The sequence below is a fragment of the Protofrankia sp. Cas3 genome, assembly GCF_963555955.1.
GTDB lineage: Bacteria > Actinomycetota > Actinomycetes > Frankiales > Frankiaceae > Protofrankia.
Genome location: NZ_CAUVXP010000171.1, coordinates 1 through 12052, shown reverse-complemented (window position 1 = coordinate 12052; position 12052 = coordinate 1). Strand labels below are relative to the sequence as shown.

General features: G+C 70.1%; 11 protein-coding genes and 1 pseudogene. 3 read left to right on the top strand and 9 right to left on the bottom strand.

All coding sequences use genetic code 11. The annotated features are described in order from the left end of the window. The 8 genes and pseudogenes from U9983_RS23250 to U9983_RS23215 form a co-directional block, all read right to left on the bottom strand. A pseudogene (locus tag U9983_RS23250) lies at positions 1-2639 on the bottom strand (tetratricopeptide repeat protein); the annotation flags it as partial. Further along, entirely contained in the window at positions 2636-4024 is a 1389-nt protein-coding gene (locus tag U9983_RS23245) for a lipase/acyltransferase domain-containing protein (protein ID WP_322756055.1), read from the bottom strand. The gene U9983_RS23245 and the pseudogene U9983_RS23250, both read right to left, overlap by 4 nt. 436 nt (positions 4025-4460) lie before the next feature. Next, a complete protein-coding gene (locus tag U9983_RS23240) occupies positions 4461-4709 on the bottom strand; it encodes a hypothetical protein (RefSeq protein ID WP_322756054.1) in 249 nt (82 codons plus the stop codon). A gap of 100 nt (positions 4710-4809) precedes the next feature. Then, entirely contained in the window at positions 4810-5127 is a 318-nt protein-coding gene (locus U9983_RS23235) for an RpiB/LacA/LacB family sugar-phosphate isomerase (protein ID WP_322756057.1), read from the bottom strand. A gap of 302 nt (positions 5128-5429) precedes the next feature. Beyond that, positions 5430-5789: a DUF952 domain-containing protein gene (locus tag U9983_RS23230; protein ID WP_322756053.1), complete on the bottom strand. Its 360-nt coding sequence runs from the start codon at positions 5787-5789 to the stop codon at positions 5430-5432. Next, positions 5790-6176 carry a hypothetical protein gene (locus U9983_RS23225; RefSeq protein ID WP_322756052.1) on the bottom strand — a complete coding sequence of 129 codons (387 nt, stop codon included), beginning with the start codon at positions 6174-6176 and terminating at the stop codon, positions 5790-5792. 51 nt (positions 6177-6227) lie between these two features. Continuing rightward, entirely contained in the window at positions 6228-7352 is a 1125-nt protein-coding gene (locus U9983_RS23220; RefSeq protein ID WP_322756051.1) for an HAD-IIA family hydrolase, read from the bottom strand. Beyond that, complete coding sequence (locus U9983_RS23215; protein ID WP_322756050.1) at positions 7349-7804, bottom strand: tetratricopeptide repeat protein; 456 nt, start codon at positions 7802-7804, stop codon at positions 7349-7351. Before U9983_RS23215 ends, U9983_RS23220 begins: the two co-directional genes overlap by 4 nt. 322 nt (positions 7805-8126) lie before the next feature. On the opposite strand from U9983_RS23215, the gene U9983_RS23210 reads away from it, so the two are divergent. After that, positions 8127-9443: a DUF1015 domain-containing protein gene (locus U9983_RS23210; RefSeq protein WP_322756049.1), complete on the top strand. Its 1317-nt coding sequence runs from the start codon at positions 8127-8129 to the stop codon at positions 9441-9443. A gap of 41 nt (positions 9444-9484) precedes the next feature. On the opposite strand, the gene U9983_RS23205 is transcribed toward U9983_RS23210, so the two are convergent. Beyond that, entirely contained in the window at positions 9485-10192 is a 708-nt protein-coding gene (locus tag U9983_RS23205; RefSeq protein WP_322756048.1) for a tetratricopeptide repeat protein, read from the bottom strand. A gap of 35 nt (positions 10193-10227) precedes the next feature. On the opposite strand from U9983_RS23205, the gene U9983_RS23200 reads away from it, so the two are divergent. After that, positions 10228-11424 carry a hypothetical protein gene (locus U9983_RS23200; RefSeq protein ID WP_322756047.1) on the top strand — a complete coding sequence of 399 codons (1197 nt, stop codon included), beginning with the start codon at positions 10228-10230 and terminating at the stop codon, positions 11422-11424. A 392-nt stretch (positions 11425-11816) separates the two neighbouring features. Then, a partial coding sequence (locus U9983_RS23195) for a hypothetical protein (RefSeq protein WP_322756046.1) occupies positions 11817-12052 on the top strand: 236 nt, incomplete at its 3' end.

Here is a 12052-nt window from a genome sequence, read left to right as displayed (position 1 = left end):
GACTGCATGGCGGCGAGATTGTTCAACGACATCGCCAGGTTGGGCAGGAACGCGCCCCGGTCGACCTCGACGAGCTGCCGGCGCAGCTCAACCGCGTCGATCGCGGTCGCCAACGCCTCCGCCCGCAGACCGGCCTCAGACTGCATGGCGGCGAGATTGTTCAACGACGCCGCCAGGTCGGGCAGGAACGCGCCCGGGTCGACCACGGCGAGCTGCCGGTAACGCTCAACCGCCTGGGTCGCGGTCGCCAGCGCCTCCGCCCGCAGACCGGCCTCAGACTGCATGATGGCGAGATTGTTCAACGACATCGCAAGATCGGGCAGGAACGCGCCCGGATTGACCTCGGCGAGCTGCCGGTAGATCTCAACCGCCTGGGTCGCGGTCGCCAACGCCTCCGTGCGTCCCCCGGCCTCGGACTGCCGGATGGCGAGTGTGTTGAGACTGGTGGCCCGCGCCGCGGTCCTTTCCTCATCAGCGCTGAGCGGGATGTCGCTTTCTTGGCTGCGTTGGGCGGCCAGCAGAGCGAGGGGACGCAGGGTGGCGTGCCCGAGGGGGAGGGAGCGGGCGAGGTCGGCGAGTGGCAGTGGGCTGTCGGGACGTGCCGCCAGGCGCAGGAGGCCGCGGAGGAACGGGTCTCCCTGCGCGGCCGCGAGGACGAGTCCCGGCTCCCAGAGCCCGTCGATGTTGTCGAGAGCGAGGTCGGTGAGGCGCTGGGCGATGTCGGGGGCGGTGTCGGCGGCGCGGGCGAGGGTGATGCACGCGCGGAGCCGTTCGCGGGCGTTGGCGTCCTTGAGGTGTCGCACCAGCGCGGGTGTGCCGTCCGGGGCGTCCTGGCTGCCAAAGGCGTCGGCGTCGGCCGCGAGGGTGGTGAGGGTGAGGTAGTCGCCGACCGGGTCGGGACGCAGGGAGACGGCGCCGTCGTCGGGGTCGGCGGGCAGCAGCAGGCGGAGGATCTCGACGAGTTCGCCGCGAAGCCGGGAATCCTCGTCGAGGACCTTGGTGTGCGCGAGGACCGGGTCGATCCGGTCCGCTGTCGGGGCCAGCAGGTGGACCCCGGCGCCGGCCGCGCGCAGGACGTCCACCGTGGGGACACGGTTTCCGAACCGGGCGCTGTAGGCATCTTTCCAGTAACGGAACTCGTGGCCAAGGATCTCCTCGTACAGCTCCTCCTGGGTGGAGGGCAGGTCGGTCGTGCTCCGGGCCGCAAGCCAGGCGAGCATCACCAGGTCGAGCGTGGTCCATTCGCCCTGCGACGGCGGGTCGGGCAGACCGCGGTCGGGAGGTGGCCCGGCGGTGCGGCGGGCCGCGAAGGCCGTCAGCGCCCGACGGAAGACCCGGGTGGGGCTGGGATGCCGGTCCGGCAGCTCTACTCCGCCCTGCCAGGGCCGGGTGGTGAACCGGTGGCCGTCGCGTGTGAGCGTGGGTCGGATGTCCTCATCCCACCAGGCGGAGACGGCCCGGGCGCCCAGCAGCAGGCAGGTCGGCCCGCCAGGACGGGCTGCGACCGCCCGTGCCACCGCGACGATCTCGTCGGCGCGGGCGGCTTCGGCGTAGTCGACGGCGATCGCAACCGGACACACCACCGTGCCAAGCCAGTCGAGACTAGCCTCGGGAAGATCCCGGCGCAGGAAACCTGCATACCAGCCGGCCGACGCAAGCCGGGCGGTCAGCTCCGCAAGCAGATGGGTCTTCCCCGCACCACCGACACCGTGCACGATCACGATCCGGATCCGCCCAGGCTGCCGGTCGGGTGCCTGGGCCCAGTCGAGGAGAGCGTCGAGTTCGTCCCGGCTCTGGAACGGGACGATGTTGTTCCGTGCGCGCACCGAGGCCAGCGGGCCGTCCTCGTCGTCGGGTTCCTCATACGGCGCCGCGAGCGGGTAGACCCGTGGTTCCCCCGCTGTCGGCAGCACATCCACCGCCTGCCAGCCGAGGCCGACGTCAACACCGGTCGACCATGTCCAGCCACCGCCGGTGAGCATCCCGGCCCCCGCAGCCAGAGCCGCGGCGAACGTCACCGGGCCGGCCGTGTCAGCCTGCTGCATCCGGCCGGTGCGCCTGCGGGCGGCAGCGGTGATATCCAGGGCGGCAAAAGCTCCCCCCTGGCCGATGCCGGCCCGCAGGTCGCTGACGATGTCACCGGGTGCCTCCGTGAGAACAACCCGCTGGAAGCGGTCGTCACGGCGGTAGTCGGGGTCCGCGCGGCCGGCCCAGTCGCCGCCGAGCCACACCACCAGCACGGCGTGGGAAGCCCGACCGGACATCACCTCGGGCATCGCATCAGACGCCGTCTCCGACCCGGCCAGGTCGAGGATGACCACGAGGGGATGCAACCCGGCATGCAGGCATGCACCCGCCGCGGTGACGGCAAGATCAAGACAGGTGCCCTGACCCGGGCGCAGCAGCACCTGATCGGGCGGACGGATCGTCTGCACCCCCGGCTGGGACGACGCCGGCTCGTCGACATAGTCGATCCCCAGCAGCGCAAACGCGTCGTAGATCCGCTGCAGCCGGGTGAACGCCGGCTCAGCAGAACGGCCAGGGATACCGGGCAGCATCCGGGCAACCCAGTCCGGCTGGACATACTGAACCAGCGCGCCAGGCGCGTCCGCGCGCCGCCACCGCGGCCAGCCGGTCACGTGGCCACCACCCCGACCACGTCCTCGCAGCGCACGGCATCCCACCGCGGGACGTTCACCGCCTCGACACCCACCTCGTACAGACCCGGCTCCATCGCCGGAAGCAACCCGGCCCAACCGTCCGCCCCCGCCGACAGCGGATACCGCGTCCAGGCCGCCCCGTCCCCCGTCGGCCGGATCCGCACCCAGGCAGCCGTCTGCTCATCGGCCTCGGCGCGATGCAGGACCGCCCGGACCGGCACCGGACACCCCGCCGGCACCAACTCGTCCAGGTCCAAGCCCAGCCACGGCCGGTGCGGGCTGTCACCTTCCCGCACCGGCCCCAACGACTCACCGGAGAACTCCCGCAGCGTCTCCACCACCACCCCGGTCGAGGGAAGACGAAGATGCCGGCTGCCCACCGCCCGCCAAGCGCTCCGCCGACCGTCGAGCTCGATCGGAATCGCCGCGATCGCGGGCACGGTGGCATCCCCGGCCCAACCCGCGTTCGGCAACCACTCCGCATCCTGCTTGCTGACCGTGACCTGCGCGCCGTCCCACACCGCCCGCCCGTGCGTGGCATGACCCCGGGCAAACACCGGAACCACCTCGGGCGCCCGCCCCGACGGGATCGCCGCCCACTCCCGCTCGATCTCCAGGTGGGTCTGGAACGCCGCCGTGGCCTTCCCCGCGAACCCGGGCAGCGGAAGCTGGTAGGGATACAGCGGCTGGCCCGTCGCCGAGTCGAGCACCACCGGATAGCGCGGTAGCAGCTCGAACGCCGACGGCCACCCGCCGAGCACCTCGGCCGCCCCCGGCACCGCGAACCCGCCCACCCGCGGGCAGTTCACCAGCCAGTCGAGCGCTTTCGGGGCTCCGCGATGGGGTGTTCCCAACGTCACCAGCGCCCGGCACACCTCCCAGCCACCCAGCGGGCCAAGCCAGTAGCGGGCGACCAGCCCACCCATCGAATGCGCGACCACAATCACCCGGTCGCGGCGAGCCGACGCGGAAAGATCCGCAAGGCGGGCCGTGACCTCGGCATCCAGGCGCTGCGCGGCATGCTCGATGGACCGGCGGAAATCGTAGGGGAACACGACCACGTCAGCCGCCAGGTCACGGCGGCCCGGAGAATCACCCGGGTCGACGCGCACACCCTCGAAACCATTCTCGATATTGGCCGTCAGCCGGCCCAAGCTGTGGACGACGCCCAGCCACGGCATCACCCCGGCCGGCGCCGCCCCGACCGGAACGAGATCAGGATGTTCGGACAGGCTCAATCGGGCCGGGTCCGCCAGCGTCGCGGCAATCTGCGCCGCGTTCACGTTCCACCGAGGCCCCCCGGGCGCCGCCAACCGGCTGCCCGCGATCCCGGGAACCACCATCACCAGATGCCCAAGACGCACCGCGCCGCACCCCCCGATGCCCAACCTGCCTATAGCGACCATTGGGTCACCGTAGGAAGAACCGTACCCGACCACACATCACACGACAGCGCCGGCGCCCCCGCATCACGGGCGGCGGCAATCCCATGGATCGCCGGTCGGCCTCTCGTCCTGCACCCGCCCACTCATCGGCCGAAGGACACATGCGCCGAACTCCGAAAAAGATCATATATGCGACGAATACGATCGATTCCGCCGGGATATCGGCATCCACCCGGCTTGCGATTCCGGCCGGATCGTCCCGGCGATGAACACGGCCTCGGCGCGGTCGCGGAACTGACGGAGGCTGACCGCCCCACAATTGACCATGGTTGAGGTGATCTCGGCGCCGATCGCAAGGAGAACAACGTCGACGAAGGGGCCAGCGTAAACGTAAGGGAACGTGGGACGGAACCGGTCAGGTGCTTCCCGGGACAGCGGCGGGCTGTCCGTCGAACAGAGCGCGCAGGTAGGTCAGGGCCTGGGACGCGGCAGCGTGGGCGTCCAAGCCGGTGTCCACCGGGCTTTCGACCATGACGGGGCCGCCATAGCCGGCCTCAGCCAGATCCGCGAGAAGCAACCGGTGGTCCAGGATGCCGGTGTGCCCGGGCCACCCCCGACGGACGGGGCTTCCGCCGCTGGGCGGGTCGGCGAGCGGCTCCAGCACGGTGATCACCGTCCGCGGAAACCCACGGCGGCGGCGACATCGGCCACCACCAGCGGGTCGGTGACCGCCAGACCGAGACCCCGCAGGGACAACGACGGGATCATCGACCCTCCTCCAGCACGGCCAGACTGGCGAGGGCGCGGGCGGTGTCGGGGTCGGCAGGGGTGGTCAGGAAGGCCTGGAGGATCTCAGCCGCGACGGTCGCGGTGACCAGCCGGTAGGACAGCACGCAGATGTTCGCGTCGTGCCAGCGCCTCGACCCGGCAGCGGTGACCGCGTCGCCGCATAACGCCGCCCGCACCCCGGGGATCTTGTTCGCGGCGATCGACACCCCGGTGCCGGTGAAGCACAACAGCACACCCGCGTCGACCCGCCGGTCGACGACGGCGCGGCCGACCAGCGCCGCCGCGTGGAAAATCCGCGCGCGCTCGAAAAATCCGCGGACGGTACCTGTGGCCGATAATTAAAAATCAAACATGGTGTTCATCACATACGCACCCGAGGATAACGATCCGTGAGTCGACTCTGTACGTTTCTTACAGTCACACGGCAAGCCGCCGACAGCAGAGAGACCCCCGCAGGGCCGCACAGCTCCGCTGTTTCATGTCTCAACGCCGGAGATACGTCCCGGTTCCCCGAACGTCCCTGACCGTGGTGCGGGTTTCGCACACATGAGACCAATCATCCATCGGTTTGCGGGACGGATGTGACGTCTCGATTTCACTGCCCGTCCGTGACTGAGAACGAAAATATTTCATCGATGTCCGCCTCAAGGGGAACCGCTTCTACAACCGCATCAACATTGAGGGGTCCGTAAATGTGCGGAAATGGATCCTTCCATCCGGATACGTGCTCGTACCTGATTTCTGGCGTGACGCGACTTACGTCGATAATCAGGAGCAGCAGGTTTCGGTCTCCCTTGTAGATCATATTTGCGACCGGAGCTACTTGATGAGACTCACTGGCATGAATGAATCCTTGGTCGTCCAGCGACCTGCCTCGTGTCGATATTCGATACTCGCCGTGGAGTTTCGCATGCTTCCAGTCGGCGGCGGCTGCAATGTGGTAAATTTTCTTCATTCAGTCTACTCCTGATATTTCGACCGTCTGGGCGATAAACCGATTGACAGCTGGATCATTCCCATGATATCCGTGGAGGCGACGCCGAAGGTCGCCGATGTAATGGACGATGCGAGTAGAGCGGAGTTTCGTCGCGAGATTCAGCGCGTCGAGGCCCGTGCCACATGCTTGATCCAGATCGGTTTCAATGTATGTGGTCGCGAGTACAGCGGTGTTGAAGGCACGCGCGCGGGTGAGGTTATCACTCATGGTGACCGCTCTCAGGGAATACATCCTGGCCTGGTCCCAGTCCTTCAGATCACGCAGACAGTGTGCAAACCTGGCCGCAAGGTATCGTTCATCGAAGTAGCGCAACCACGCCGGGGATTCCGCCGCATCCGAGCGCATGAAGGCCTGTTCGGATTGACGGGACCGCCTGCCGCGGCCGTTGGACGGACGCTAATCAAGATCGGAACAGCCGGGCGGGCGGTCACCGGCCACCGTGTGGACGGGAGCGCCCCGGTCCGCCGCCGCCCAGGCGGCCACGCACGCCGCCCGAAGGGCGTCCAGACCGTCGGTACCGCCAGCCCGGGTCGCCGGTCTGGCTCCGCGCCAGGTCAGCGTCGAATCACGCACCTGCGCGACCCAGCCGCCGCACACCGCCACCACATCGTCGCAGTGTGGGTTGCCGTCCACGTCCGCCCCCTGCGGCGGTACCCCGTCAACCTGGGCCCTGCCCACTGTCACCACGACACCCGGGTGGCACGCAAGCAGGCCACGCAGGTCGGCGGCGAGATACGTCGGCCGGTGGCGCGCCTGCGCCCGCAGGAGCTCAGCCGGGGCGGCCACCCCGGTGAGCACCAGCAGGGACGGCGTGCCCGACCGGACGGCGGACTCGATGTCGGTGTCGAGACGGTCGCCGACGATCAGCGGAAACCTGGCCCCGCTCCGGCGGACCGACTCCTCGTGCATCGCACGCTCAGGCTTTCCGGTCACCATCGGATCGCAGCCGGTGGCGGTGCGCAGCATCGCGACCAGCGAACCGTTGCCGGGCATCAGGCCACGCTCGGTCGGCACCGTCGCATCGACATTGCTCGCGACCCAGAACGCGCCGGCCCGGATCGCGAGTGCGGCCTCGGCGAGCCTGGCGTAGTCAAGATCTGGATCAAAGCCCTGGACGACGGCGACGGGTTGCTCCCCGGCGGTCGTCACCGGCCGTAGGCCTTCCGCGGTCACCGCCTCGCGCAACCCCTCCCCACCGGCGACCAGGACGGCCGCGCCCGCGGGTAGCCGTTGCGCCAGCACCCGCGCGGCCGCCTGAGCCGACGTGACGACATCGGGTACCGCCGCGGACACGCCGACCGACGCCAGTCGACGCACAACCTCCGCCGGCGGACGCAGCGCATTGTTGGTGACGTACACCACCCGCATGCCGCGGTCGCGGGCGGCCGCGATCGTCACCGCGGCATGGGGCACAGCCTGCGACCCCCGGTACACCACACCGTCGAGGTCCATCAGGGCGACATCGTGGACGTCGACCAGCGCGGACGATGACGCCGACAGTGGACGCGGACCGCCTGTCATGGCCGGTTGAGTGCGGCTCGGGCGCCCCGCAGGGCCTGGCCGTAATGTCGGAGGTCCGGGCGCATCGCCGCGGCCAGCGCCAGATGCTCCACGGCAGCGCGAAGGTCACCGGTTCGCCGAGCCGCCATCCCGAGCCCGAACTGCGCGTAGTCGTCCGCCGGGTCGTTGTCGACTATCCAGGCGAAGCTCTCCCGCGCGGCGCCGTACTGGCCGGCGTCGAACTGTGCCCGGGCCAGCGCCTCCCGGACGCTGCGGGAGTCCGGCTCGGCGGCGACGGCATGGGCCAGCAGTTGAACCGCGGCGTTGGCATTCCCCCGGTCGAGCAGGGCGACGCCCCGGGTGTACCAGTCGTAGACCTCACCGCCGGGAGTGCCGCCACCAGAACCGCCGACCCCAGCGCCGTTGGCACCAGCGCCGTTGGCACCAGCACCGTTCGCCTCAGGCCCATTCATCCCGGGTCCCTTGTGCCCGCCCGACATCCGCGCCTCCCCTAACCCTCAGGGCCTTCGTGCTCAGGGCCGCCGTGCTCGCAGCGTTGCCGCCACCGATGCACACGTCAGCCGACGCCGATGACGGCCGGACGCATCTTCACAAGGTTCGCCCCCCAGTGTCGCCGGAAACCGGGCGACGCTCCCACCGATCGCGCTGATCGCGCTAGTTCTATACCGACTGTTACCGGCATGGACGCTCAGCGGTCCGGCCGAGCACCACGCCCGGCCGTGGTTCGCCCGCCGGAGACGGCCACGGGGGACGCCCAGCCCCTACGATCGCGGCATGGCTGCTTGCGACCCGGCCCTGCCCACACCCGGCGGACTCGTGCTCGCGCCGTTTCGTGCCCTGCGATATGTGGCCGACGACGGGCCGGATCTGGCGGCGCGGACCGCCCCGCCCTACGACGTGATCGACGCGGCGGGCGTCACCGCGCTGGAGACGACGCATCCGCACAATGTCGTCCGCCTGATCCTGCCCCGTGACACCGACGAGCACTCCCCCGACAGCCGGTACGGCCGTGCCGGGCAGACCCTGCGCGAGTGGATCGCCACCGGCGTCCTGCGCCTCGACGACGCTGCGGCGCTGTACGTGTACGAAGAGGTCCACGGCGACCACATCCAGCGGGGCCTGGTCGGCGCGGTGGCTCTCGCGGACCCGGACGCGGGGATCATCCTGCCGCACGAGAACACCATGGCCGGCCCGGTGGCCGACCGGCTCGCCCTGACCGTGTCCACCGGGGCGAACCTCGAACCGATCTTCCTGCTGTACTCCGGCGGCGGGCTCACCAGCCAGCTCGTGGCGGCGACGGTGGTAACTCGACCATTGCTGACCACCACGACCGATGACGGTGTGTCACACCGCATCTGGGCGCTGACCGACCCGGACGAGCTGGCGAGCATCGCCGGCGATCTGTACGAACGGCGCGCGGTGATCGCCGACGGACACCACCGGTACGCAACCTACCGTCGCTACCAGGCAGACCGCCACGCTGCCGGGGACGGCGCCGGCCCGTGGGATTTCGGCCTGGCCTTCCTTGCCGACGCGCGGGTGTCGGGACCTGCGGTCCACGCGATCCATCGGGTCGTGGCCGGGCTCGACGTGGCGCAGGCCGCTCGTCGAGCCGCTGCGGCATTCTCGGTGACGCAGCTGGACGGCGAGCCGGACCCGACCGGGGTGACCCTGCTCGACGCGCTGGCAGGAGCTGGCACGGACGGCCACGCATTTGTGATCACCGATGGCCGGACGGCGTTCCTGCTGAGCGATCCGGATCCGGCGCTGCTCGCGCAGGTGCTGCCGGCGGACCGGTCAGCCGCCTTTCGCGGGCTGGACGTCACCGTCGCGCATCTCGTGCTGATCACAACGGTCTGGGGTCTGGCCGACACCGAGGACGTGGTCGGCTACCGCCATGACGCGACCACCGCGATCGCCGCCGCGGCGCAGGCCGGCGGGACCGCACTCCTGCTGAACCCGACCCCCGCGGCCGACGTCGCGGCGGTCGCCGCCGCCGGCGAACGCATGCCGCGCAAGTCGACGCTGTTCACACCCAAGCCACGAAGCGGCCTGCTGATCCGTCCGTTGGACGGCCCTTCCCCCGGGTAAGGATCCCGGCGGAAGGATCCGGCGCAAGGATCGACGGAGGTTCAGCCTGGCTCGATCTCGCCGGCCGGTTCGCCCCCCCCGAGCAGCAGCGCCCGCTCGGCGGCGTCGGTCTCCTCGTCGTGGTCCACGGTTGCCACGGAGACGAACCACCGGGCCGCATCGGTCGGACGGCCCGCGGCCAGCAGCGCCTCGGCATAGGCGTACCACAGTCGCGGCGTCCACGGTTCCAATCTGGTGGAAGCCGCCTCATCCTGGAGCAGGAGGACCGCTGCCGCCGGCTCACCCAGATCGCGCCGTGCGCCGGACACAACAATGAGGAGTTCGACCCGGCTCGCCTCGTCGAGTTCGGCCGCGGCCGGATCACGTGCAAGCAGCAAGGCCCGCTCGGGACGCCCGAGCCCGCGCTCTGCATCCGCCATGACGGCGAGGTGGCGAGGAGAACCGTCGAGCCGGCGTGCCGCACGCAGTTCGGCAAGCGCCGTGGTGAACTCCCCCGCGTGGTAGGCGGCAAGCCCAACTGCTTCACGGACCGCGGCGATTCGGGACGCGAGCGCGGAGGCTGCGCGCGCATGGGCAAGAGCAAGCGCGGGGTCATCGTCGAGATAGATGGCTGCGGCGACAAGATGGCGGGCAACCGGTTCGGCACGTGCGGCACCGAGTCCGCGCAGCTCGCGGGTGACCTCGAAGTCCAGGAGTTCGGCGCGTGCCTCATCGGGAAGCGCCGGTGCGGAGGGCCGACCCGATCGCACCAGGGCTCGGCCGCCGCTCGGCGAACGATCCGCGGATGTCGGTGATCCGCCGGACCCCGCGGCCCGGTCACGATCCGATCCAGGCCTTCCACGGTCTGGAACAGGTCTCCCGCGATCCGATCCAGGCCGACCGCGATCCGGAGCAGGCCTTTCGCGATCCGATCCAGGCCTTCCACGGTCTGGAACAGGTCTCCCGCGATCCGATCCAGGCCGACCGCGATCCGGAGCAGGCCTTTCGCGATCCGATCCAGGCCTTCCACGGTCTGGAACAGGTCTCCCGCGATCCGATCCAGGCCTTCCACGGTCTGGAACAGGTCTCCCGCGATCCGATCCAGGCCTTCCACGGTCTGGAACAGGCCTTTCGCGATCCGATCCAGGCCTTCCACGGTCTGGAACAGGCCTTTCGCGATCCGATCCAGGTCTCCCGCGATCCGGAGCAGGTCTCCCGCGATCCGATCCAGGCCTTCCACGGTCTGGAACAGGCCTTTCGCGATCCGATCCAGGCCTTCCACGGTCTGGAACAGGCCTTTCGCGATCCGATCCAGGCCTTCCACGGTCTGGAGCAGGTCTCCCGCGATCCGATCCAGGTCGACCGCGATCCGGAGCAGGTCCCGATGACCTCGTTCCGGCCGGGCGTCCGCCCGGGGTGCCCGTCTGCCGGGAATCCCGGCCGCTCGAGCCATACCCGCTCGAGCCATACCCGTCCGAACCGGGCCCACCCGGCCGCTGGTGGTTCGACCGGGACTGGTCCGGACGCGGCTGCGTCGACGCCGGCCGTTGTGGGACGCGACCAGCGGTGTTCCGGTCACCGCTCCGTTCGTCGCGAGGCCGATCGTCGCGAGGCCGATCGTCGCGAGGCCGATCGTCGCGAGGCCGATCCTCCCGACGTGGAGCGGAGCGGTAGGGCGCGGTTGCCGGCTGAGGCCGCCGCTCGCCATCCGGCCCACGACGCCGATCTGTCGACCGGTCCGTCGGACGATCGCCAGCACCACGACTCTGGGGCGAGCTCTGGAACGTTCTGGCGGCGCGCTGACCACCGGTGGACGCAGCGCCTCCCCCGGACTGCGTACGGCGCCGGTCACCACCGGCGGCAGGACGCCCGTCGCCGGACGCACGGGGCCGGTCGGCACCGCGGGGCCTATCGGCAAAACGATTGTCAGTACCGCGGCTACGGGGCGCATCACTTCGTGACGTCGGCCGGCTCTGCCCGGAGCGTTCACCTCCTGCGGTGAAAAACTCCCGCCGGTCAGACGATCCACGCCCGCGATCCCCGGTAGGTGATCGCGACGGCCGGGCCGACGGCGCGCCAGCCTGTCCGCGTTCATTCTGTCTCGGTCTGTCCGACTGTCTCGGTCTGTCCGACCCTGCCCTGTCCGACCCGGCTCCCACCGGCCTCGCTCGATTCGAGGCCGGACGCTGAGCTGACCAGCCGCCGGACTGGCGCTGACCCGTTCGATCGGAGCTGCGATCCTCGCCCGAGCGCTGCACTGCGCCTCGTGTACCTGCGGACCGAGCTGACGGGCGATCGGCATCGTCGTGGTGCCGGCCGGCGGAGCCTCGCCCGCCTCGCGCCTCGCGGGCCTCGCGCCACCGCTGCTGCGCCTGCCCATCGTTCGAGGTCCGGGTGCCAGCGGTCCGGGATCTGCCGCGGCCGGCCGCGGCCGGGCGACGCACCGTTGTGCCGGTCTGTGCGGTTCGTGTCTTCGGTGTCGTCGGTGGCTTCGATGTGGCGGCCTCAGCCGCGCTGTCTGGCTGGCGGCGACCCGGGCGAGCGGCTTCGCCGTTGTTCTTCTCCACGCAGTTCTCTCCCTCGACCGGTGCCATCCATGCCCGCGTCGGTGCCGGCTTCGTAACAAAAAG

Bases quoted from the DNA above. Each gene is read 5' to 3' on its own strand.
- U9983_RS23230 (WP_322756053.1), bottom strand. From the start codon at position 5,789: ATGAAGAAAATTTACCACATTGCAGCCGCCGCCGACTGGAAGCATGCG.
- U9983_RS23225 (WP_322756052.1), bottom strand. From the start codon at position 6,176: ATGCGCTCGGATGCGGCGGAATCCCCGGCGTGGTTGCGCTACTTCGAT.
- U9983_RS23220 (WP_322756051.1), bottom strand. From the start codon at position 7,352: ATGACAGGCGGTCCGCGTCCACTGTCGGCGTCATCGTCCGCGCTGGTC.
- U9983_RS23215 (WP_322756050.1), bottom strand. From the start codon at position 7,804: ATGAATGGGCCTGAGGCGAACGGTGCTGGTGCCAACGGCGCTGGTGCC.
- U9983_RS23210 (WP_322756049.1), top strand. From the start codon at position 8,127: ATGGCTGCTTGCGACCCGGCCCTGCCCACACCCGGCGGACTCGTGCTC.
- U9983_RS23200 (WP_322756047.1), top strand. From the start codon at position 10,228: ATGTCGGTGATCCGCCGGACCCCGCGGCCCGGTCACGATCCGATCCAG.